We start from the raw sequence: 21,416 nt of genomic DNA on the forward strand, positions 1-21,416 counted from the left end.
ATGGCCGTCTCCGCCAACCCCACTGCGGACCTGCCGCGCCTTGGCATCGTGCTGATGCTGACGGCGTGGCTATTCTTTTCGCTGGTGGATCTTGGGGCCAAGTGGTTGGCGTTGGCCGGCGTGCCGGCATTTCAGTTGGCGTTCATGCGCTATGCGGGGCACTTCGTGATCTCAGTGGGCGTGATCGCCAAGGGCGGGATAGAGGCCGGTCGGTTCAAGACTGACCATCCATGGCAGGTGATAAGCCGGGCCTTGCTGCTGATCTCGGCGACCGTTTTCAATTTTTATGCCCTACGGTTTTTGCCACTGACCGTTGTGTCGGCAATCATGTTCTCAAGCCCGGTCATCGTGTGCTTTCTGTCCGTCTTTGTATTGAAAGAAAGCGTGGGCCCATGGCGTTGGGCGGCTATCATCCTGGGCTTTCTGGGGGTGTTGGTTGTCGTACGGCCGTTTGGTTCGGCCTTTCATCCGACCATGCTGCTGATCGTATATAATGCCACCGCTTTGGCTTTGTACTCGATTATGACGCGCAGGCTGTCCGGGGTTGTTGCCGTGGACACTATGCAATTCTACCTCGGGCTTACCGGTACGGTGGTCCTGTTGCCGTTCGCCATCTGGTTTTGGGTCCAGCCAGAAAACACGTGGAGCCTGATTGTACTGATCGGCCTTGGTGTGTTTGGTTGGTGCGGGCATCAGCTGCTGACGAACGCGCATCGGTTTGGAACGGCGAACCAGTTGATGCCATTCACCTATTCGTTCCTAATCTACGTGGCAATCTGGGGTTATCTGTTCTTTGACACGGTACCGGACGCATTCACGTTGGCGGGGGCTGCGCTGATCATGGCTGCCGGTCTCATCATCTGGAAAAGAGAAAAGAAATGACGCGAATTGCCTGCATCGGCGAAGCAATGATCGAATTGTCCATGCTGGAAACCGGCGCAAAGGTGGGCGTCGCGGGGGATACGCTGAACACGGCCATCTACATGCACCGTGCCGCGCCTGACCTGCAGGTGGAGTATGTGACATGTCTAGGCGACGACCCGTTCTCAAGGCGTATCGTGGACTTCATCGCCAGTCATGACATCGGAACATCCGGCATCCGCATCATTCCGAACGCCTCTCCGGGACTATACGCGATCACGACATCTGCGGACGGTGAACGCAGCTTTACCTATTGGCGCAGCGAGGCGGCCGCCCGCCAGCTTTTTGCCGATCACGACTTCAGCCCGCTGAACGGTTACGACGTGCTGTACTTGTCAGGGATTTCCGTGGCCATTCTTCCGCATGCAGTCAGGCTTGCGCTTCTGGACTGGCTCGAAGGCTCTTCCGTTCGGTTGGTATATGACAGCAACTTTCGTCCGCGTCTTTGGGACAGCGTCCAACACGCTCGGCAGATTAACCAACGGCTTTGGCAACGTGCAGACATTGCCCTGCCGTCCATTGACGACGAGATGGCATTGTTCGGGGAAAGCGCGGACCAGGTGGCTGCACGCTTTGCCGATCATCACGGTGTCGGTGCGTTGAAACGCGGAGAGAATGGCCCTTTGTCCATCGGTCAGAACACTGACCAAACCTATGAACCTGCCAAAAACGTGCTGGATACGACAGCGGCGGGCGACAGTTTCAACGGTGGGTACCTCGCGGCCTTGCTGATGGGGAAATCACAGGCCGACGCCCTGATGGCTGGACACAATTTGGCTTCCACCGTTGTTCAGTTCCGCGGCGCGATCATTCCCGGATAAGTGGCGCGAGATCCTCAGCGCCAACGAGACCCAAAAGCAGCGCTACCGGGTCCGGCTGCTTGACGGCCTTGGCAATTTCCGACGCGCAAGGATCGTTCAGCGCCCTGCCCTTTGCGATCTCGGACATGCAAAAAGAGATCCAGGCCCGCATCCCTGCAATCACCGCCTGAGAGCCGGTCTCACGGAGTGTGGGAACAAACCGATACGGCAGCTTCTGGCTGCCATCCATCGCGATTTGGTCCAGACGATGCGCCAGCTCGGGGTTTTCAAAGCGGCGCAACAAAGCCTCGGCATAATCCGGAACCTGTGCTTGCAGTGCAGCGGGCAGCGTTGCGCCCGCATCCTTCATCAACTCAGAAACCAGCGGGCGCAAAACCGGGTCTCGAACCGCTTCGTGGACGTAGATCATGCCCCGCTCCAACCCGGCATAAGCCAACAGGGAATGGGCACCGTTCAACATGCGCAGCTTTCGCATCTCGTGCGGGGCTACGTCATCGACCAGTTGCACTCCCGGCCAATCCGGGTGCGGACCGGAGAAGCTGTCTTCGATCACCCACTCCGAGAACGCCTCGGTCGGAACAGCCATAGGATCGCCGCTGATTGCGCGAACGGCGTCCGTGGTAGCCGGGGTGATCCGGTCGACCATCGCGTTGGGAAAGCGAACAGAGTCCCAATTCACGTCCAGACCGGCTGCTTCCGCAAAATCGGCAACTGCCGTTTCGAGCGTCTTGCCGTTTTCCATGCGATTGTCACAACTTAGTACCGTTACTGGCCTGCGCCGTTCAGCAAGGCCATAAGCTAAAAACCCGATCAGCGTCGCAGGCCCTTGCCCTGCCAGATCGGCGGCAATCGCCGGGTCCTGAAGGTTCAGCTTGCCCGCGGCGTCCAAGTGATAACCTTTTTCGGTAACGGTTGCCGAAATGATCTCGGCATCCGCCATCACATCGAATATCTCTGCGCGATCCTTGGGCGCGACCAGAACGTCACGCAGAGCTTTGATGCGCCGGACTCCCTGCCCCTGTACGCACAAATCGTACTCGAAACCCTGTCGGGCCAATCCATCCCGAACCGAGGATGAACGCAGGCTGACGCCGACAACGTCCCATCCGCCCGCTTGATCGGTGTAGTCCAGCAAATGCGCCCGGGCGAAGTTTCCAAGACCGAAGTGAAGAATTGTACCCATCTAGCTTTGCAACCCGTAAACCTGTTTCGCCAGATCGACCGCCAGCAATCTCGCCAGATGCTCGGCACTGTCCCGACCGAAATAGCCGCGCGCAACCTGCTCCGCCAGATGAAACGCCACACCCCGTCGCCACAGGTCGTGACGTGCAGGAATGGACAGAAAAGCCCGCGTGTCGTCATTGAATCCGGCCAGATTGTAATATCCGGCCGTTTCAACGACCTGATCGAAATACCGCGCAATCCCGGCTGGGCTGTCGTGGAACCACCAAGGCGGCCCGATCCTAAGGCACGGCCAATGTCCCGCCATCGGGGCCAATTCACGGGCATAGGTGCTTTCGTCCAATGTGAAAAGTATGATGCGCAGTTCTGCCGAGTTACCGACCCGGTTCAATAGCGCCTCAAGGCCCGTGGCCCAATCCATCGCGATTGGAATGTCGGCCCCCTTGTCCCGTCCGAAGTCCCGCAGTACCGCGTGGTTCGTGTTGCGCTTGCTGCCAGCATGTATCTGCATTGTCAGGCCATCATCGACAGACATCTGCGCCATTTCGATCAGCATATGCCCATAGAACCGGCGAGCATCCTGTTCGGTACCTTCCCGCCGTCTCAGCCGCTGGTACAGCGCTTCCGGGTCGTCCAGCCACTCGGTCTTTACGCGTTCGATACCGTGGTCGGTGGCAGTACATCCCAGCTGGATGAAATAAGCCCGCCGCATTCGCAGCGCGTTGAGGTAGCCATCATAGCTGTCCAGATCGCAGCCTGTCAGCTCGGCCAACTTGTTCAGGTTCTGTACGAACTCCGGGTCCGCCCCATCCAAAACCCCGTCTGGGCGGAACGTCGGAACAACCCGCCCGCCCCAACCGCTTGTACGGATCTCCCGATGCTCCACGAGTGCGTCAAGAGCGGAATCCGTGGTCGCCAGAACCTCGATCCCAAACCTGTCGAACAAAGCCCTCGGACGAAATTCGGGTCGCGTCAGCTTTTCTGAGATCTCATCATAAATCAGGTCAGCCGTGCGAGAAGACAACGCCTCAGACACGCCCAGCGTTTCGTGCAGCACGTAGCTCATCCAGATCCGGGATGGCGTTCCCAGAAACAGATGCCAGTGTTCGGCAAAGGTGCGAAAAACGGCGCGGGGATCCTTCTTTCGCCCCTCTTCCCCAACGCCAAGTTCGGACAAAGGAACGCCCTGCGAATAGAGCATACGGAACACGTAATGGTCGGGAACCACAAGCAGCTCTGCCGGGTTGGGAAACGGCTCATCGGTTGCAAACCACCCCGGATCGCAGTGACCATGCGGAGACACGATTGGCAGGTCCTTGATGCCCAAGTACAGGTTTTCTGCCATGCCATTCAAATTGCCAGTCAATTCTGCCTCCGATACTGCTGCCCGCAATTGTTAACACAGTTTTTAATGGTTGCATCTTTCCCGTTCGAACCCGCAGACTGACCGAGTGATCCGGGGGAATGAATGAATATTGCGCTGATTGGTTTGGGGATGGTTTCGGGCACGCATGTCGCTGCCATTCAAGCATCGGATCAAGGCCTCAGTCTTGCCGGCGTCCTCGGGCGCAACTCTGAAAAAGCAGCTGAGTTCGCGCGGCGAAACGGCACCCGCGCATTCGGCTCGATCGAGGAAATCGCAGACGACCCAAACGTCGACTTTGCGATCATCGCAACACCGCCCGATCAGCGCTCAGAGTTGGTTCGGGTTCTTTCGAGCGCTTCGAAACCGATCCTGATGGAAAAGCCCATCGAGAGAACGCTGGGCGCCGCGACAGCCATCGTCGAGCAGTGCGAGGTATCCGGTGTGCCGCTGGGCATAACCTTTCAGCACCGCGCCCGCGCCGCCTCGCAGGCGCTGAAATCAGCCATTGAACAGGGTGAGCTGGGCGCGATCGCCACGGTGGAGATCCGTGTCCCCTGGTGGCGCGATCAGAGCTACTATGACGAGCCGGGTCGCGGCACTTATGCGCGCGACGGAGGCGGTGTCATGATCTCGCAGGCAATCCACACGCTTGATCTTGCGATGTGGCTGCTGGGGCCGATCTCGGACATTCAAGCCATGATGAGAAAAACTCCGTTACACGATCTCGAAGCTGAGGATTGGGCAGGTGCAGTCTTTGAAACGGATAGAGGCGCCGTGGGCACTATGATGGCGACTACTGCCGAATATCCCGGGGCCGCTGAGTCCATTACCATCCAAGGCACACGCGCCAAAGCGCATCTGGAGTCAGGTGTCCTGACCTTAACGACTTTCGATGGTCATAAATCCACGGTTGGCGAAACGTCCGCCACAGGCGGAGGGGCCGATCCCATGGCGTTCACCCATGCTTGGCATCAGGCGGTCATCGAGGATTTTGCCAAGGCTGTTGCCGATGGCACGCTGCCCATGGCCACCGGACGCAGTGCCCTTTTGACCCACGCCGTCATAGACGCGATGCAGATCGCCAATCGAACCGGCCAGAAAACACGAGTCATCTCATGAGCCTGACCTGCGTCGCCCTTGGCCTGGACCACCGCCATATCTATGGCATGACGGAAAACATGCGTAAAATCGGCGTGGACTGCGTTGGCTACTGGACACAAGGCGATCCGGAAACGCTACCGGGCTACGTCAAAAGGTTTCCCGATATTCCGCGGCTGGCCCGACTGGAAGACGCCCTAACCTGTGGGGCGGATCTGGCGCTGATTTCGGCAATACCGGCAGATAGGGTCGCGTTGACGATCCGCGCCATGCAAAACGGCATGGATGTCATGAGCGACAAGCCGGGCTGCACGACGTTCGAGCAACTCGACCAGATCAAGCGAGCTGTCGCCGACACCGGTCGAATCTGGTCGGTGAATTTTTCCGAACGATTTGAAACGCCCGTCAGCACCCGGGCGACCGAGTTGGTCGAGTCCGGTGCCATCGGGCGCGTGATCCAGACGGTTGGGCTTGGCCCGCACCGATTGAACCGGGCAACCCGGCCGGATTGGTTTTTTCAGCGTGACCACTATGGCGGCATTCTGACCGACATCGCCTCGCATCAAATCGATCAGTTCTTGCATTACACAGGTTCGAAAACCGCAGAAATCACGAACGCTTATGTGGCGAACTACGCAAACCCCAAAGATCCCGGATTGCAGGATTTCGGAGAACTCAATCTAAGAAGCGAGAATGGCACCGGGTACATCCGGGTTGACTGGTTCACGCCGGATGCCTTGCCAAACTGGGGGGATGGTCGTCTGACGATCCTCGGAACCGAAGGATATATCGAGTTGCGGAAATACGTCGATGTGGGTGGGGCCTCAGGGACAGACCATCTGATCCTCGTCAATGGTGAAACCTGCCAAAAGATCGACGCAGCCGACGCCGGCCTTCCCTACTTCGCGCGCCTGGCCGATGACATCCGCAACCGGACCGAAACCGCGATGACACAGACCCACTGCTTTACGGTCATGGAACTGGCACTGCACGCGCAGGAAATGGCGGAACGCAGATGATCAACGTTGCGATCCTTGGCGCAGGTATCGGTGCGCAACATCTGGACGCTCTGGAACGGCTTGACCGCACCTTCCGCGTAGCCGCCGTGGTCGACCAGAATACGGACCGGATCGAACAGATACGGCAGAACTCGGATTTTCGAGCACTAACCAACATTCAGGACGCTCTGGATGATCCGGCGATTGATGTCATCGACATCTGCCTGCCGCCGCATCTGCATGTACCAACCACGCTTGCGGCACTGGCCGCAGGAAAACACGTTGTCTGCGAAAAGCCTCTTGCGACCTCGATGCAAGATGTGGATCGGATCACGGCAGCCACACGCAACGCGGGCAAGCAGGTGTTTCCGGTGTTTCAATACCGGTGGGGCCCGTCACTTGCCCAATTGCGCCACTTGCAACGCGCAGGCCTGACCGGAGCGGTCCAAACTGCCGCGCTTGAAACTCATTGGTCCCGAGGGGCTGACTATTACGCAGTGCCGTGGCGAGGAACATGGGCCGGTGAACGCGGCGGCGCAGTGCTGGGCCATGCCATCCACAACCATGATCTGCTGACTCATATTGCGGGTGATATCGCCTGGGTGTCTGCAATGGCGACAACGCGGGTCAACCCGATCGAGACCGAAGACTGCGCCGCGATCTGTTTTGGCATGACTTCCGGTGCTTTGTGCACAAGCAATATCACCTTGGGCGCCGCCACGGACGAAACCCGCCTGCGGTTCGTCTTTGAAAAGGTGACCGCCACCTCTGGCACCGAACCCTATGCCCCGGGTCAAACGCCCTGGACATTCGTCGCGCGAGACCCTGTGAATCAAGCCGCTATCGACGAGGCCCTTGCAGCCGCCACTGACGAGCCAACAGGTTTCGAAGGGTTCTTTACCGAAGTCGGCAGGGCGCTGCGGTCCGAGGCAAATTCGGCCGTTACGCTGAAGGATGGCGCTGCATCCATCGGCCTTGTGACAGCGATTTATCACGCGGCGCGCACCGGGCAGCGCGTTGCTCTTCCCATCGGGTCCGATCACCCGCTGTATGAAGGATGGCTGCCATGAAACAATGCTGGCGTTGGTTCGGACCCGATGATCCGATCGCCCTTGCCGCTCTCCATCAAGTCGGGGTTCAGGGCATCGTCACCGCGCTGCATCACATCCCGCCGGGACAGCCCTGGGATGAACCAAGCATCGCCGATCGGCAAGCAGTTCTGGCTACTGCCGGGTACAGTTGGGACGTTGTCGAAAGCCTGCCCGTCTCCGAGGCGATCAAAACACAGTCCGCAGACATGGCTGAACATCTGCAGGCGTATAAGTCCAGCCTCAGGTCCCTGTCCGCCCGTGGCATCAAAGTCGTTTGCTACAACTTCATGCCAATCCTGGATTGGACGCGCACCGCCCTTCGCGCACCGCAGCCGCACGGCGGAACGGCCATGCTGTTCGACCTGACCGATTTTGCTGTTTTCGACATACATATTCTTGAACGTCCGGGCGCGTCCGAAGACTATTCCAGCGACGTCCAGCAAACGGCCAAGGATCGCTTCTTGCGCATGTCGGATAAATCCAAGGCCCAGTTGCAGCATAATGTCACAGCGGGGTTGCCCGGCGCCAACGATCAGTGGAGCGTGCAGGACGTGCGCGCTTTGTTGCAGACCTATGCACATATCGACCGTGACCGGCTTCGCGCAAACCTGATCGACTTCCTGTCAGAAGTCGCCCCAGTCGCCCAAGAACTGGAACTACGCTTGTGCTGTCATCCAGATGATCCGCCGTTCTCGTTGCTTGGTCTGCCGCGGATCATGTCCAGTACCGATAACTACGGCGCCGTTCTGGATGCGGTTGATTTGTTGGCGAACGGCGCAACGTTGTGTACCGGATCGCTGGGAGTGTCTCCCGAATTTGATGGGCCGGACTTCGTGCGCAGGCATGGCGACCGAATTCACTTTGTCCATCTGCGGAATACCCAACGCATCGCCGGGTCAGACAGCCAGAAGCCGGACTTCTTTGAGGCCTCGCATCTGGAGGGCGACACCGACATGGTCGGCACAATTCGCGAACTGATGAACGAACAGCGCCGCCGCAAATCCCAAGGGCGTCGCGACTGGCAAATTCCGATGCGGCCCGACCACGGACAAGAACTGCTGAGCGATCTGGGTGGACACAGTACTCCCGGCTATCCGTTGATCGGGCGTATGCGCGGGCTTGCGGAACTGCGCGGCATCATGGCGGCGTTCTCGTAATGCGTCGGATCAGGCGGTTTCTTTTCGCCCGCAACACTTCTATGCTTGCCTGAGCGCCGCATTCTTCGTTTAATTACGGTACGTAAACGGGCAGCGGGTGTCTTCCGGACTCGCCCGACGTCTGTTCAAGACGCGTGAAACTCCCGCGAAAACCGATGCGATTAGGCATCATTTTTCGAAACGCCTGCCATACGGCAACGGCGAAATATCGGGAGGAGCCCAAATGAATACTGCAGGCGTAATAGGTCTTGGCGACATGGGCAGCGGCCTTGCCAAGAACCTGATCAAGAATGGCTTCGAAACATCAGGTTTCGACCTGAGCGAGACGCGCATGACGGCATTTGCTGACATGGGCGGCCGACCCAAGGACAGCGTGGGACAGGTCGGTAGACACGCCGCCAGTGTGTTTGTCATGGTAATGAACGGAGATCAGGCCCGCGATGTCATTCTGGGTGAAAACGGGCTGGTTGCGAACATGGCCAAAGGCGGAACGGTCATCCTGTCGGCGACCATTACCCCGGCCGAAGCCCGCGCCATCGGGCAGGGTATGGAAGGCTCAGGCATACATCTGATCGACACGCCGGTCTCAGGTGGGTTTCCCGGCGCGCAGAACGGCACATTGACGATGATGGCTGCCGGTGCTGCGGATGTGCTGGACCGAAACGCCGAAGTCATGCAGGCAGTGTCTGCAACAATTCATCGAGTCGGAGAAAACGCTGGCGACGGGCAAACCGTGAAAGCCTGCCTGCAATCCCTGATCGGATCGATCTTTTCCGCCACATTCGAGGCTGCGGCCCTGGCGGCCAAAGCCGGTGTCAGCGGTCAGGCATTGCTTGATGTGTTCTCCTCATCCAGCGCGGGGTGCGGCGTCGTGAATTCCGCCCTTGAAAACATCATTGATCGCAAGTTCGAGGCCACCGGCAGCCATATCGCAACCATGCATAAGGACCTGACGATCTCGCTGGCACTCGCCGGTGCATTGGGCGTTCCCATGCACACAGCGTCATCCGCAATGCAGATCTTTCACGCAGGAAAAACTAAATACCCGAATGGCGACAACTGGGTGTGTACTCGCGTCATCGAAGAGATCGTTGGCGCAGAATTGCATCGCTGAGGGGACCGGACATGAAATTGGGTGTAATTTGCGACGGCATTTCCCGCGATCTGCGGCATGCCGTGGACGTGATGGACGAGTTCAGCCTGGACTATGCAGAGCTTCAATTTGTTGGCGATGCGGAGGTCGGGGATCATTCCCCGCAGCAAATTGCCGAGATCGACGCGCTTTTGCGCGACCGGGGCAAGCCTGTGTCATGTCTGTCGCGCCATATCTTTGCGGGGATGACAGCTGCCAATAGGCCCGGCGACGACCTCCACACTCGGCATATGGACGCCTTGAAACGCGTAATCGACATGGCGCATGTTGTTGGGTCTCCGCTGGTTCGGATCATGACGCAACGAAAAGAGCAGATACTGTGGGGAAAAAACGGCGCCGAGAAGTGGAACGTAGCGCATGGGGTATGGGACTCGATGCCGCCGCTGATCGCGCCGGCGGTTGAACTGGCAAGAGCTGAGGGCGTGACGCTTGTCGTGGAAACCGGAAACGGCACGCTGGTCAATTCCAACTATACAGCCCGCAAGCTGATTGACGAGTTGGACGCGAAAGACTCTTTGAAAGTGCTGTGGGACCCCGGAAACAACTGCTGGTGCCATGAACTGGCATATCCGGACGGTTATGAAGAACTGCGCGGCGGCTATCTGGGTCACATTCACATCAAGGACGTGAAGGTCGACACGCCACGGGCAACGCTGGAAGTGCGCCGCATGGGGGAAGGTCAGCTTGCGCCTTTGTTCCAACCCATCGCGGACGCGCTCAGAACCGACGCCTATGATGGCGTCATTTCCTTCGAGAGTGTTTATCACCCCGGCAACGGGAATTTCGAAGATGGTTTTCGTCTGTGTGTGGACAGGTTCAAAAGCCTGTTTGCATGAACTTACAGTCAATATACCCTATAAATCAGATATTTGAGCCCCGCAGCTGAATGCCGAATGGGGTATACGAGACTGGTCGCGATCGCGTGAAATCAAGGAAAGGGCCTGCTGGATGAAGCAAGAGTTTTTTGACCTGTCCATTGAAACGCCGGGCAAATCCCTCATCGACATCAGCGGGATCGTTCAGCGTGCAGTGTCCGAACACGAATTTGTCTCGGGCCTGCTGACCCTTTGGTGCGTCCACACCGGTGCCGCGCTGTTGGTGCAGGCCAATGCCGATCCCGAAGTGCTCAAGGATATCGAGACGTTCTTCGAGAAACTCGTGCCCAAGTCACCAGGCAAGTATCACCACCGCCCGACCGAGGACGACAACGCTCCATCGCATCTGCGGGCGCTGTTGACGCAAACTCAGGTATCGATCCCGGTCGAACAGGGGCAGCTTCCGCTGGGTCGCGTACAAAGCCTGTACCTGTTCGAACATCGGGAAGCACCCAAGGCACGCCGATTGAAGGTGCACTACATCGGGACGTGATGCCTTGGATCACATGGAGCGTTGGCAGTGCTAACGCCCCATCCAGCCCCCGTCGACTACAAGGATTTCACCGTTGACGAAGTCCGACGCAGCAGAGGCCAGAAAGACCACCGGTCCGGCAAAATCAACAGGCGTACCCCAACGGCCTTGGGGTGTTCGTTCCAGGATCGACTTCGACCGGACCGGATCATCCCGCAGGGCTTGGGTGTTGTCGGTCGCGATGTAGCCAGGCGCGATCGCATTCACGTTTACGCCCTGCCCGGCCCATTCGTTGGCCAAGGCTTTGGTCAGCTGTCCAATCCCGCCTTTCGAGGCCGCATAGCCCGGAACGGTGATGCCGCCCTGAAAAGTAAGCAGCGATGCAGTGAAGATGATCTTCCCCGAGCCGCGCGCCAGCATGTCCTTGCCGATCTCGCGTGACAGAACGAACTGCGAGGACAGGTTCACCTCCATCACTTCGTCCCACCAGTCGTCCGGGTGTTCGGCGGCGGGTTTGCGTTTGATCGTGCCGGCATTGTTGACAAGTATATCAGGGGTTTGTCCGTCGGCCCTCAACTGATCAATGAACCCATGCAGCGCGGTGCGATCCGAGAAGTCGCATTGGTAGGCCCGGAAATTGCGTTCCATCGCCGTCACGGCTTTTTCGACATCCGAGCCAGACAGCTCGAGCGAGGCGGACACTCCGATGATATTGGCTCCGGCCGATGCCAATGCTTCGGCCATACCGCGCCCGATACCGCGTTTGCACCCGGTCACAAGGGCCGTCTTTCCCGTCAGGTCGAAACTTTGCAAAACACTCATGAACGCGGTCCTACTTCGATCAGGCTTTTCATTGCGGTTGGGCTGCGATCCAGTGCTTCGAACGCGGCCTGGATGTCTGCCAGAGGGCTGACGTCCGTGATCACAACATCCGCGTCCACTCCGCCCGAGGCGACAACTGCAATGGCTTTCTCGTAATCCTCTGGCTCATAGACCCGAGCACCGATCAGTTGCAGCTCTCGCCAGAAGAACTGGAACAGGTCGATCTGGGGCTTTTGAGCATGGATCGCGACCATTACGATCCGGGCCCGAGTCGCTGCAACAGCGGTCATCGCATCAACACCGGGCTGCGTTCCCGACACTTCGAAAACTACATCTGCCCCTTTGTCGCCCGTGCGCGCGTTGATTGTGGACACCAGATCGGTTTCGATTGGGTTGATCGTGTCAAAGCCAAGTTTTTCAGCTATCGCAAGACGGTTCGGATTCACTTCGGAAATTACGACATTTCCACCCGCGTCCCGCGCAACCATGGCAACCAGGATGCCAATCGGGCCGCCGCCGATAACGACAACGTCCTCTCCAGGTTGCAGGTCAGACAGCCGCACATCGTGGCAGGCAACGGCAACCGGCTCGATCAGCGCCGCATGATCCATGCGCAAGTCATCCGGCAGAACGTGCAACGTGTGGGCCGGAACAGTCCAGATCTCTTGCATAGCGCCATCGGTGTCGAGGCCGAGAAACTTGAGATTCTGACAGATATGCTGATGCCCCCGCTTGCAAGCTGGGCATTCTCCGCAGTGATCAAGCGGTCGGACAACGACCTTCTGGCCGGGTTTGACCGTATCGACGCCCTCGCCCACCGCTTCGACCACACCTGACATCTCATGCCCAATCACCCGGTTCAGGCCGACGCGGGCATCCATGTTGCCGTGGTAGACGTGCATATCCGTCCCGCAAATCCCACAATAGGCAACACGAATGGCAGCCTCGCCGGGACCCGGATCTGTCGCTTGGGCTTGCTCTACTGCAAAGCTCTTTTTACCCCTGTAGTATGCGGCAGTGATCGTCTGGGTCGTCATCTATGCATCTCCTTGTGTTCCGCATTCAATTTGTCCCAGTCGAATTCCACTCCGGTTCCCGGGGTATCCGGGGCCACGGCCAGACAGTCTTCGACAACTAGTGGACGGGTCGTGTACTGGTCTATCGGGAATGAGTGTACTTCTAGCCAGCCTGCGTTGGGTTGCGCAGAAACAAGGCTGACGTGCAGCTCCTGCATCCCATGACTGCAAACCGGAATGCCGTGCTGTGCGCTTAGCGCGGCCACGCGCAGCCAGCCGGTGATTCCACCGCAGTTTGAGGCATCGGGCTGGACAAAACTCAGTTTCGCGTCATCAAAGGCGTATTCAAATTCGTGTATGGTGTGCAGGTTTTCACCCATGGCAAGGGGAACGCCCGTCGCTTCGACAATCCGACCATAACCTTTGTAATCGTCTGGAATAGTCGGTTCCTCGAACCACAGGATATCGCAGTCGGCGAACCCTCTGGCAGCGACGATGGCCTGTTCGACACTCATAGAGTAATTCGCATCGACCATGAAGAACCGGTCCGGCCCCAGCATCTCGCGCACCGCCCGGGCACGTGCAAGATCGTCGGCCAGGTCTGGTTGACCGACCTTGATCTTGACTGCGTTGAACCCACGCGCAAGGTACCCTTCGGTCTGACGCAGCAGTTTCTCCAACGAGAAATTCAGGTCGATCCCGCCGGCATAGGCCTTGCACCTTTTCGACGCTCCACCGGCCATCTGCCACAATGGCGCATTCTGCGTTCTGCCGCGAATATCCCACAGTGCAATATCCACGGCCGAGATGGCAAACGAGGCGATCCCGCCCCGTGCCACGTAGTGCACGTGCCACTGCATGGCATCGTACAGGCTTTCGATCTGTTCGGCGTCTTGTCCAACAAGGAACGGTGCCAGGTCATGCTTGATCATCGCCAGAATGGCGTGACCACCCTTTCCCCCGGTATAGGTATACCCGACCCCCTCGACCCCATCCGAGGTTTGAATGGTGACCGTGATCAATTGAAAAAACGTGTGATCCCCATGTTTGGCATCGACTAGGACTTCGGCGAGCGGAACGTTGAACAGCCGCGCTGATACACTTTCTATGCGATTCATTAACCTAAGACCTTCTGCTGCCTGGCAATAACCCGAGACTGTAAAAGGATGACCGCAAATAGAAAGCCTCCACGTATGACCATTTGCCAATAGGCACTGAAACTGATGGTGCCCTGACCGTTTTCAAAGTTTAGAACGTTGAAGACCAGCCCCAGCAACAGCGCGCCGGCGACGGTCGCAGGGATCGATCCCATCCCACCCGTCAACAAAGTGCCGCCTACAACCACAGAAGCGATGGCTGACAATTCCCATCCGATGCCTTCAAGGGGTTGCCCAGCTCCAAAACCCGAGGCAAGAAAGACTCCGGCCAGCCCCGCACAGCCACCCGACAGCAGGTAGACAAAAGCCTTGGCGCGATTGACCTTCAGACCCATGAGGTTCGAGGCATCCTCGCTGCCACCGATCGCCAAGACGGTCCGCCCGATGGTTGTTCTTTCCAGCACCAGCCAAAGTGCCAGAGTCAGTCCGGCCACGATGACGATCGCCCATGGGAACAGGCCAAACGCCTGCCCCATGCCAAGCTTGGTGAAGTTCGACCCCCAATCGACCGAAATTGTCTGGGCGCCCGAAATCACCAACGCGCCGCCTTTTGCAGCCAGCATGGTGGCCAGCGTGGCGATGAAGGGCGGGATCCGAAGGATGATTATGCAAAAGGCGTTGATCGCCCCGAAACCAACCCCGGCAAGAACGGCCCCAGGCAACGCAACCTGAATCCCATACGGGCTGAGATAGGCCGCAACAACCGAGGTAAAGGCCGCCACGGACCCGACCGACAGATCAATCCCACCGGTCATGATCACAAAACACATGCCCAGCGCAATCGCGATGAACATCGCGTTGTAATTCAGGAAAGACGAGAAATTGTAGGCGCTGCCAAAGTTGTCATAGCGCATCAGCCCGAACAGAATCAAAGCCAGCAGTGCGATCCACACCGTCACCGAGGCCGAATTACGTCGAAGGTATTTTCGCAGGTCAAAAGCCGTTTCATCCAACATCGTTTAAGCCCTCCGAAACTGCTGGACCCAAACGGCCAGGATAATGATGACGGCCTTGGCGATCAGTGCAACTTCGTCCTCTACCCCGTTGGCCAACAATGTATATTTGACCAACTGGATGATGACGGCACCCAGTATGGCACCAAAGATCGGCGCTCGCCCGCCTTGCAAAAGAGCCCCGCCAACAACCGCGGCCGCAATGGCATCAAGCTCCATCAGATTGCCGTTGCGCGCGGCGTCCGAGGCCGAGTTGATTGCAACCACGATCAAACCGGCTAGGCCCGCAAGCACCGCGCAGATGACATAGGCCCCGATCTTGACCCGTCGAACGGGACCACCCGACAGATAGGCCGCGCGTTCATTGCCCCCTATGGCCAGCAAGTAACGGCCCCATGTGGTTCTGGTGATCACCCAAAACAGCACACAGGCAATGGCCAGCGCCAGCCAGCCCTGGAACGGCAAACCAAGCACTTTACCAGTTCCAAGATAACTGAATGAAGGGTTTGAAAACGTCTGCAGGTTCCCGTTCGTCAAGACTTGGGCAATACCGCGACCAGAGATGAAGAGAATGAGCGTTGCAACGATGGGCTGCACGTTCAACACGGCAACCATCACGCCGTTGAATACCCCGCATAGCCCCGCAATGAACAGCGGCAGGACAATGGCCAAAGTGACGCCTAGCATCGGATTGGCAGCACCCAGATCCGACAGAAAGATCAGCGGAGCAAGCGCCCCCGCCAGCGCCATGACCGCCCCAACCGACAGATCGATCCCACCCGTGGCGATTACCAGCGTCATCCCCATGGCCACGATGGCGATCGTAGCGACCTGGCTGATATTTACGAACAGGGTTTGCAGTTGCAGGAAATTAGGTGTGAAAAACGCGTTGAATACCAATAGGGCGACCAACGCGGCGATGCCGCCGTGAAAGCGGAAGGGCATTGATGCGACCCGTTGCGGCAACTTCATTGCGCGGTCCATGAACCAGTTCCTTCTTCATGATGCGCAAGCGCGCGCACCAGTATGTTCTCGGTGACCCCGGGGTTGGTCAGTTCCTTGACCGAGCGTCCCTCGTGCATGACAACGATGCGGTCAGCGCCTTCCACCAGTTCTTCGAATTCCGAACTAATGAGGACGACACCAAACCCCTTCTCGACATAAGACCGAATGAACGATTGGATCTCTCGCTTGGCGCCAACATCCACGCCTCGGGTCGGCTCGTCGAGTATCAGGATGTCGGGCTGCGTCGCCAGCCAACGGGCAAGCAACACCTTTTGCTGGTTGCCGCCGGACAATTCGCGAATGGGCTGGTCCATATGCGCTGCCTTGATGCCCAGATCGTCGATGAACGCCTGAACAATCTCGCGCTCGCGGGCAAAGTCGATTTGACCACGACTGGCCAGTTTCGGCAGCAGGGCCAGCGTCATGTTCTCGCGCACGGACATGTCTGGAATGATCCCTTCGGCCTTGCGATCTTCGGTCAGAAAGCCGACGCCGTTTGCGATCGCGTCACCCGGTCCGGACGGTTGACCGACCGCGCCATGCAACTCGATTGCGCCGCTGCGTTTCCCGTCCACTCCGAACAAAGCGCGCGCCGCCTCGGTTCGGCCAGAGCCCAGCAATCCGCCCAACCCGACGATTTCCCCGCGGTGGAGCGTGAGGTCGAAATGCGTCAGCCGCGGGCCTGTTGAAACAGAGTCCGCCCGCAAAACGATATCGCCTTTCTTGGCCTTGGCACCTGCGAAGTCCGTCAAACCGTCTGCCGCGATCTCATCCTTGTTGCGGCCCAGCATGTCCGCGATCATTTCCAGTTTGGTCGTGTCCTGGACGTTACGCGTGCTGACAGTGCGCCCATCTCGCATCGTTGTGACTCGATCGCATATTTGGAACAGCTCATCGAGGAAATGCGAAACATAAAGAACAGACACGCCCTGTTTCTTCAACTCGCGCACAACACCGAACAGCACCTCGACTTCGCTGGCATCCAGCGACGACGTAGGTTCATCCATGATGACAAGTTTCGCATCCAGCGATACAGCCCGCGCAATTGCAACCAACTGCTGGATCGCTGTCGAGAAATTTCCTAACGGCTCGGTCACGTCGATATCTATGCCAAAGCGCGTAAGCACCTCGCGTGCGCGCCTGTTGCCCTCGCGCCAGTCGACCAGAAAGCCGAGACGTTTGGGCTCGTAACCCATGATGATGTTCTCGGTCACTGACCGCAGCGGTACCAGGTTGAGCTCTTGATAGATGGTAGCAATTCCGGATTCCTGCGCTTCGCGCGGAGTGGAAATGCGGCTTGGCACACCCGCCAGATGAACGTCGCCGGCATCCCGATCGTAAACTCCGGTCAGAACCTTGATCATCGTCGATTTGCCCGCACCGTTCTGGCCGATCAGCGCATGAACCTCGCCGGGCGCGATTTCCAGGTTGGCCTGGCTAAGTGCCGGCACGCCGGCAAAGGACTTTTCAATTCCCGACATCGAGACGAGCGCATTCATGAGATGTCTTCCTCCGATTGCTTGCAGGCGGCGCCGACCACAGGCCAGCACCACCCACCAGGGAGAATCAATAGGCTTCGTCGATGTGATCGGCCGCATTGTCCTTGGTAAAGATGCGATCTTCGACTTTCACCCATTCCGGGATCGCCTCGCCAGCTGCGTATTTTTTCATGACTTCACAAGCCAGAGGGCCGAAGAAGGGTGAGCTTTCCACCGTCACCCCCATCTTGCCATCTATAATAGCCTGAAGTGCATCGCGTGTCCCGTCGATCGAAACGATGGTCACGTCCTCGCCAGGCTTGCGGCCGGCCAGTTCCAGAGCCTGGATCGCACCGATTGCCATCTCGTCATTGTGGGCGTAGACCACGTTCACATCGGGGTGCGCCTGCAGCAGGGTTTCCATCACCTGACGACCCAGGTCGCGCGCAAAGTCACCGGTCTGAGAAGCCACGATCTCAAAGCGGTCATCCGCTGCAATCGCGTCGTCGAAACCTTTTTTGCGGTCATTTGCAGGTGAAGAGCCAGTCGTGCCTTCCAACTGGACGATGACGCCATTGTCGCCGTCGAAATTCTCCATCAGCCACTGTGCGGCCCGGTTGCCCTGATCAATGAAGTCCGATCCCAGGAATGCTACGAAATGCTCGCCTGGCTTGGCGACGGCCGGATCAACCGAGCGGTCCACGAGAAAAGTGGGAATGCCGGCGGCGCGTGCTTTCATAACGGCTGGGATCAACGGCTTTTCTTCCCGCGGGGGCAGAAACAGAACGTCGATGCCTTGGGCGATCATGCTGTCCACATCCGCAACCTGCTTGGCCGCAGATCCGGCCGCATCCGTCGCGATCAGATCCCAGCCACAGGCCTCGGCCGTATCATGGAACGATTTTGTCTCGGCAATGCGCCACGGGTTGTTCGATTCCATCTGCGCAAAGCCGACCTTGTATCGATCCTTCTGCTCAAGCGGTGGCAGATCCTGCGCGATCACCGTGGTGCCCAACAGCGCACCTGCGACAACCGTCGAGATCAAAAGAGTTCTGCGTTTCATGGTTATTCCTCCTCCATTGGTGCGGTCGCCTCCGTTTTGACCGCGAGTTTTAGGTCATGCCCAATTCATGTAAGTCGTCTGTTTCCTCAGATAGCCATCGAAGCCATACGCGCCGTCTTCGCCCCCAACCCCGGACAAACCCCAACCGGTGTGAAATCCCTGTACGGCCTCACCATTGGAGCGGTTCAGGTACAATTCGCCGAACTTCAAACGGCTCGGGGCCTCCATCAATCGCCGGTGCGATCCCGTAAAGAGATAGGCAGACAGCCCGAATGATGTGTCATTCGCAAATTCTATCGCCTGATCAAAATCCTCGACTCGCATGGCTGTCGCCACAGGGCCAAAGACCTCCTCCTGCATCGCGGCATTGCCGTTGTCTGAGACCTCAAGAACCGTCGGGGACATCCAGTGTCCTTTGCGGTGCGCGCTGTCCAAAAGGGGCCCGCCTTCCAAATGGACCGTGGCACCTTCCGTGATGCTGCGCTTGATGATTTCGGCGACCTTGGTCACTTCGACCTTGCTGACTTTGGGCCCCAGGTCGCAGTCCTCCATCGGATCTCCGATCGACAATGCGCGGGCTGCTGTCACGAATTTTTCCAAGAACTGATCCGCAATACCGCGATGCAGATACATACGCTCGTTGCAGGTGCAAATCTGGCCGCAATTGGCAAACCGGGCGGCAATGGCGGCCGAAACAGCAGCGTCAATATCCGCATCCTCCATCACGATGAACGGAGCCTTACCGCCAAGCTCGAGCCGGACAACCTTGATCCGGTCGGCCGCGGCGCGAAAAATCTCTTTACCGGCTCGTGTGCTGCCGGTCATTGTGATCAGTGAGGTATCGGGGTGTTCGACCAACCGCTGCCCTACCACCGGCCCCTTGCCTGTCAGAACATTCAGAACACCGGGCGGAAACCCGACCTTTTCGGCAAGCTCGGCGATCGCGAGACCGGACAGCGGCGTGATTTCGTGCCCCAACAGAACAACAGTGTTGCCCGCGACCAGCGCAGGCCCGACTTTCCTGGCGGCCAATGCCAACGGATAGTTCCAGGCCGTCAACGCAACAACAACGCCATAAGGATGACGCCGGATCTGGATTTCCTCGGACTTGTTGTCCGATGCCACTATGTCACCCGAAATCCTCCGGGCCTCTTCAGCCGCATGGCAAAGAAAGGTAACAGCGGCATCAACTTCACTTCGGGCCTGCGTGATCGGCTTGCCCTGCTCGACCGTGATCAAGGCTGCCAGACGCCCGGCGTCAATCCGGATGGCTTCGGCCAACCGCTGAACCAGTCGCGCCCGCTCGATCGCCGGACGCGAGGACCACGAGCTAAAAGCACGATGGGCCGCCTCGACGGCCGCATCCGCATGAGCGGCACCGCCATCTGGAACTTGCGCAACGATCTCTTCATTTGCAGGGTTCTCGACACCAACCGTGTCCGCGTCAGAGTCGGTAAAGCGGCCATCGATGAACATCGAATGCCGAACCACCTGACCCAACTCCCCCACCACAGACCGCAATTTCGCCTCCCGCGTTTGCTCGGTCAGACCACATTGGCGACCGCACTGCCGATCAAAACACTAATAATATTATTTCGTCAACACTAATATTAATTACTATTCACTAATATTAGTTGCGTGTCCTCCGCATAGTCGATAAAAAGGAAGCGAACAAAAAGGTTGAGCGATGAACGATCAAGCGAACAAGACCGGGCAGCACAGGGGCGTGGGACGAGTCGCGGGCCGGCAGCGCATAACGATGCATGATATTGCACGCGTCGCCGGGTGCTCACAGACGACAGTATCGCTGGTTCTAAACAAGAACGATTCCGTCAAAATCTCCGAGGACACAAAGCAAAGAGTCCTGGATGCCGCCAACACGCTTGGATACGCCATGCCCTCTCAACTCAGGAAACCCCAGGACAGCGCGCCTCGACCCTCGGCGTTAGACGGCACCATCGCTTTTGTCGTGGACGATCTGGCGTCGAGCCCCGAAATGGTAAACGCGTTTAATGGCGTGAAACAGGCCGTTCGGGACACGGGAAATCTTGTATTGCTGGCAGAAACCCAAAACGACCCCGAGGTCGAACCCAGAACGCTTAGGTATTTCCTCGACCAACAGGTTGCGGGCATCATTTACGCAACCGTTTTCACCCGGCGGGTGGTCGTTCCGGAAATACTCAGGCAGACCGCAACCCCGGTTCTGCTGCTGAACTGCTTTTGCGACGACCTCTCTTTTCCTGCGGTGATCCCCGGCGAAGTCGCTGCTGGACATACGGCGACCAACGCCCTGATCAAGGCGGGGCACAAACGAATCGCCACCATCACCGGTGAGCCGTTCATGGAATGCGCCGCAGGGCGAACGACCGGGTACAGAAACGCCCTTGCTTCCGCCGACATCCCATTTGACGAGGATTTGGTCATCGAGGGCAACTGGCTGCCCAGCGCAGGCTATGCTGCCACGCGCGAATTGATGGACCTGCCCTCTCCGCCAACCGCCATTTTCTGTCAGAATGACCGAATGGCGATCGGCTGCTATGAGGCGCTCAAGGAACTTGGCCTATCCATCCCCGAAGACATCTCGGTCATCGGATTTGACGATGACGAAACCGCGCGACACCTGTCGCCCCCCCTGACCTCGATGATCCTTCCAACTAGGGCGATGGGACGCTGGGTCATCGAACAGTTGTTCCACGGTCCGACGGATGGTCAGCGACACCCTCTCGTGAAGCTTGAATGCGAACTGGTGGAGCGCGACTCGATCAGCGAACCCAAACGCCGGGCCTGA

20 protein-coding genes are annotated in these 21,416 nt (G+C 58.1%); 10 read left to right on the forward strand and 10 right to left on the reverse strand.

Annotated elements, in window-relative coordinates; all coding sequences use genetic code 11:
- The gene (locus ACR0BI_RS05415) at positions 1-882 is read left to right on the forward strand and encodes a DMT family transporter (RefSeq protein ID WP_170635315.1); all 882 of its coding nucleotides are present in this window, start codon (positions 1-3) and stop codon (positions 880-882) included.
- A complete protein-coding gene (locus ACR0BI_RS05420; RefSeq protein ID WP_170733460.1) occupies positions 879-1,742 on the forward strand; it encodes a sugar kinase in 864 nt (287 codons plus the stop codon). The genes ACR0BI_RS05415 and ACR0BI_RS05420 overlap by 4 nt, the downstream gene beginning before the upstream one ends.
- On the opposite strand, the gene ACR0BI_RS05425 is transcribed toward ACR0BI_RS05420, so the two are convergent.
- Together ACR0BI_RS05425 and uxaC are read right to left on the reverse strand one after the other, a co-directional pair.
- Entirely contained in the window at positions 1,729-2,925 is a 1,197-nt protein-coding gene (locus ACR0BI_RS05425) for a mannitol dehydrogenase family protein (RefSeq protein ID WP_480561296.1), read from the reverse strand. The genes ACR0BI_RS05420 and ACR0BI_RS05425 overlap by 14 nt on opposite strands.
- Complete coding sequence (gene uxaC, locus ACR0BI_RS05430) at positions 2,926-4,269, reverse strand: glucuronate isomerase (protein WP_170626701.1); 1,344 nt, start codon at positions 4,267-4,269, stop codon at positions 2,926-2,928.
- A gap of 123 nt (positions 4,270-4,392) precedes the next feature.
- On the opposite strand from uxaC, the gene ACR0BI_RS05435 reads away from it, so the two are divergent.
- The 7 genes from ACR0BI_RS05435 to ACR0BI_RS05465 all read left to right on the forward strand — a co-directional run bounded on the left by ACR0BI_RS05435 (position 4,393) and on the right by ACR0BI_RS05465 (position 11,155).
- Positions 4,393-5,409, forward strand: a complete 1,017-nt coding sequence (locus ACR0BI_RS05435; RefSeq protein ID WP_170626575.1) for a Gfo/Idh/MocA family protein — start codon at positions 4,393-4,395, stop codon at positions 5,407-5,409.
- A complete protein-coding gene (locus ACR0BI_RS05440; protein WP_480561295.1) occupies positions 5,406-6,407 on the forward strand; it encodes a Gfo/Idh/MocA family protein in 1,002 nt (333 codons plus the stop codon). The genes ACR0BI_RS05435 and ACR0BI_RS05440 overlap by 4 nt, the downstream gene beginning before the upstream one ends.
- Positions 6,404-7,456: a Gfo/Idh/MocA family protein gene (locus ACR0BI_RS05445; protein WP_170396149.1), complete on the forward strand. Its 1,053-nt coding sequence runs from the start codon at positions 6,404-6,406 to the stop codon at positions 7,454-7,456. Before ACR0BI_RS05440 ends, ACR0BI_RS05445 begins: the two co-directional genes overlap by 4 nt.
- Complete coding sequence (gene uxuA, locus ACR0BI_RS05450) at positions 7,453-8,634, forward strand: mannonate dehydratase (RefSeq protein WP_170646483.1); 1,182 nt, start codon at positions 7,453-7,455, stop codon at positions 8,632-8,634. The genes ACR0BI_RS05445 and uxuA overlap by 4 nt, the downstream gene beginning before the upstream one ends.
- Positions 8,635-8,857: 223 nt before the next feature.
- The gene (locus ACR0BI_RS05455) at positions 8,858-9,748 is read left to right on the forward strand and encodes an NAD(P)-dependent oxidoreductase (protein ID WP_480561294.1); all 891 of its coding nucleotides are present in this window, start codon (positions 8,858-8,860) and stop codon (positions 9,746-9,748) included.
- An 11-nt stretch (positions 9,749-9,759) separates the two neighbouring features.
- Complete coding sequence (locus ACR0BI_RS05460; RefSeq protein WP_480561293.1) at positions 9,760-10,623, forward strand: sugar phosphate isomerase/epimerase family protein; 864 nt, start codon at positions 9,760-9,762, stop codon at positions 10,621-10,623.
- A 112-nt stretch (positions 10,624-10,735) separates the two neighbouring features.
- A complete protein-coding gene (locus ACR0BI_RS05465) occupies positions 10,736-11,155 on the forward strand; it encodes a secondary thiamine-phosphate synthase enzyme YjbQ (RefSeq protein WP_170466261.1) in 420 nt (139 codons plus the stop codon).
- Between the two features lie 30 nt (positions 11,156-11,185).
- Here the strand turns inward: ACR0BI_RS05465 and ACR0BI_RS05470 are convergent, their stop codons facing one another.
- The 8 genes from ACR0BI_RS05470 to ACR0BI_RS05505 form a co-directional block, all read right to left on the reverse strand.
- Positions 11,186-11,956: an SDR family oxidoreductase gene (locus ACR0BI_RS05470; protein WP_480561292.1), complete on the reverse strand. Its 771-nt coding sequence runs from the start codon at positions 11,954-11,956 to the stop codon at positions 11,186-11,188.
- Entirely contained in the window at positions 11,953-12,993 is a 1,041-nt protein-coding gene (locus ACR0BI_RS05475) for a zinc-dependent alcohol dehydrogenase (RefSeq protein WP_480561291.1), read from the reverse strand. Before ACR0BI_RS05475 ends, ACR0BI_RS05470 begins: the two co-directional genes overlap by 4 nt.
- On the reverse strand, positions 12,990-14,090 hold the full coding sequence (locus tag ACR0BI_RS05480) for a mandelate racemase/muconate lactonizing enzyme family protein (protein WP_223117812.1): 1,101 nt from the start codon (positions 14,088-14,090) through the stop codon (positions 12,990-12,992). The genes ACR0BI_RS05475 and ACR0BI_RS05480 overlap by 4 nt, the downstream gene beginning before the upstream one ends.
- On the reverse strand, positions 14,090-15,085 hold the full coding sequence (locus ACR0BI_RS05485) for an ABC transporter permease (RefSeq protein WP_170403549.1): 996 nt from the start codon (positions 15,083-15,085) through the stop codon (positions 14,090-14,092). The genes ACR0BI_RS05480 and ACR0BI_RS05485 overlap by 1 nt, the downstream gene beginning before the upstream one ends.
- Positions 15,086-15,088: 3 nt before the next feature.
- Positions 15,089-16,066, reverse strand: a complete 978-nt coding sequence (locus ACR0BI_RS05490) for an ABC transporter permease (RefSeq protein WP_170512694.1) — start codon at positions 16,064-16,066, stop codon at positions 15,089-15,091.
- Complete coding sequence (locus ACR0BI_RS05495) at positions 16,051-17,586, reverse strand: sugar ABC transporter ATP-binding protein (protein WP_480561290.1); 1,536 nt, start codon at positions 17,584-17,586, stop codon at positions 16,051-16,053. Before ACR0BI_RS05495 ends, ACR0BI_RS05490 begins: the two co-directional genes overlap by 16 nt.
- A gap of 67 nt (positions 17,587-17,653) precedes the next feature.
- Positions 17,654-18,628, reverse strand: coding sequence for an ABC transporter substrate-binding protein (locus ACR0BI_RS05500; protein WP_170396129.1), 975 nt, complete (start codon positions 18,626-18,628; stop codon positions 17,654-17,656).
- A 54-nt stretch (positions 18,629-18,682) separates the two neighbouring features.
- Positions 18,683-20,140: an aldehyde dehydrogenase family protein gene (locus ACR0BI_RS05505; protein WP_480561827.1), complete on the reverse strand. Its 1,458-nt coding sequence runs from the start codon at positions 20,138-20,140 to the stop codon at positions 18,683-18,685.
- A 247-nt stretch (positions 20,141-20,387) separates the two neighbouring features.
- On the opposite strand from ACR0BI_RS05505, the gene ACR0BI_RS05510 reads away from it, so the two are divergent.
- Entirely contained in the window at positions 20,388-21,416 is a 1,029-nt protein-coding gene (locus tag ACR0BI_RS05510; RefSeq protein WP_170396944.1) for a LacI family DNA-binding transcriptional regulator, read from the forward strand.

This window comes from Ruegeria sp. E5, assembly GCF_056534105.1.

Excerpts from the sequence above, each read along its gene's own strand:
- ACR0BI_RS05415 (WP_170635315.1), top strand. The coding sequence starts at position 1 with ATGGCCGTCTCCGCCAACCCCACTGCGGACCTGCCGCGCCTTGGCATC.
- ACR0BI_RS05420 (WP_170733460.1), top strand. The coding sequence starts at position 879 with ATGACGCGAATTGCCTGCATCGGCGAAGCAATGATCGAATTGTCCATG.
- ACR0BI_RS05425 (WP_480561296.1), bottom strand. The coding sequence starts at position 2,925 with ATGGGTACAATTCTTCACTTCGGTCTTGGAAACTTCGCCCGGGCGCAT.
- uxaC (WP_170626701.1), bottom strand. The coding sequence starts at position 4,269 with ATGGCAGAAAACCTGTACTTGGGCATCAAGGACCTGCCAATCGTGTCT.
- ACR0BI_RS05435 (WP_170626575.1), top strand. The coding sequence starts at position 4,393 with ATGAATATTGCGCTGATTGGTTTGGGGATGGTTTCGGGCACGCATGTC.
- ACR0BI_RS05440 (WP_480561295.1), top strand. The coding sequence starts at position 5,406 with ATGAGCCTGACCTGCGTCGCCCTTGGCCTGGACCACCGCCATATCTAT.
- ACR0BI_RS05445 (WP_170396149.1), top strand. The coding sequence starts at position 6,404 with ATGATCAACGTTGCGATCCTTGGCGCAGGTATCGGTGCGCAACATCTG.
- uxuA (WP_170646483.1), top strand. The coding sequence starts at position 7,453 with ATGAAACAATGCTGGCGTTGGTTCGGACCCGATGATCCGATCGCCCTT.
- ACR0BI_RS05455 (WP_480561294.1), top strand. The coding sequence starts at position 8,858 with ATGAATACTGCAGGCGTAATAGGTCTTGGCGACATGGGCAGCGGCCTT.
- ACR0BI_RS05460 (WP_480561293.1), top strand. The coding sequence starts at position 9,760 with ATGAAATTGGGTGTAATTTGCGACGGCATTTCCCGCGATCTGCGGCAT.
- ACR0BI_RS05465 (WP_170466261.1), top strand. The coding sequence starts at position 10,736 with ATGAAGCAAGAGTTTTTTGACCTGTCCATTGAAACGCCGGGCAAATCC.
- ACR0BI_RS05470 (WP_480561292.1), bottom strand. The coding sequence starts at position 11,956 with ATGAGTGTTTTGCAAAGTTTCGACCTGACGGGAAAGACGGCCCTTGTG.
- ACR0BI_RS05475 (WP_480561291.1), bottom strand. The coding sequence starts at position 12,993 with ATGACGACCCAGACGATCACTGCCGCATACTACAGGGGTAAAAAGAGC.
- ACR0BI_RS05480 (WP_223117812.1), bottom strand. The coding sequence starts at position 14,090 with ATGAATCGCATAGAAAGTGTATCAGCGCGGCTGTTCAACGTTCCGCTC.
- ACR0BI_RS05485 (WP_170403549.1), bottom strand. The coding sequence starts at position 15,085 with ATGTTGGATGAAACGGCTTTTGACCTGCGAAAATACCTTCGACGTAAT.
- ACR0BI_RS05490 (WP_170512694.1), bottom strand. The coding sequence starts at position 16,066 with ATGGACCGCGCAATGAAGTTGCCGCAACGGGTCGCATCAATGCCCTTC.
- ACR0BI_RS05495 (WP_480561290.1), bottom strand. The coding sequence starts at position 17,586 with ATGAATGCGCTCGTCTCGATGTCGGGAATTGAAAAGTCCTTTGCCGGC.
- ACR0BI_RS05500 (WP_170396129.1), bottom strand. The coding sequence starts at position 18,628 with ATGAAACGCAGAACTCTTTTGATCTCGACGGTTGTCGCAGGTGCGCTG.
- ACR0BI_RS05510 (WP_170396944.1), top strand. The coding sequence starts at position 20,388 with ATGCATGATATTGCACGCGTCGCCGGGTGCTCACAGACGACAGTATCG.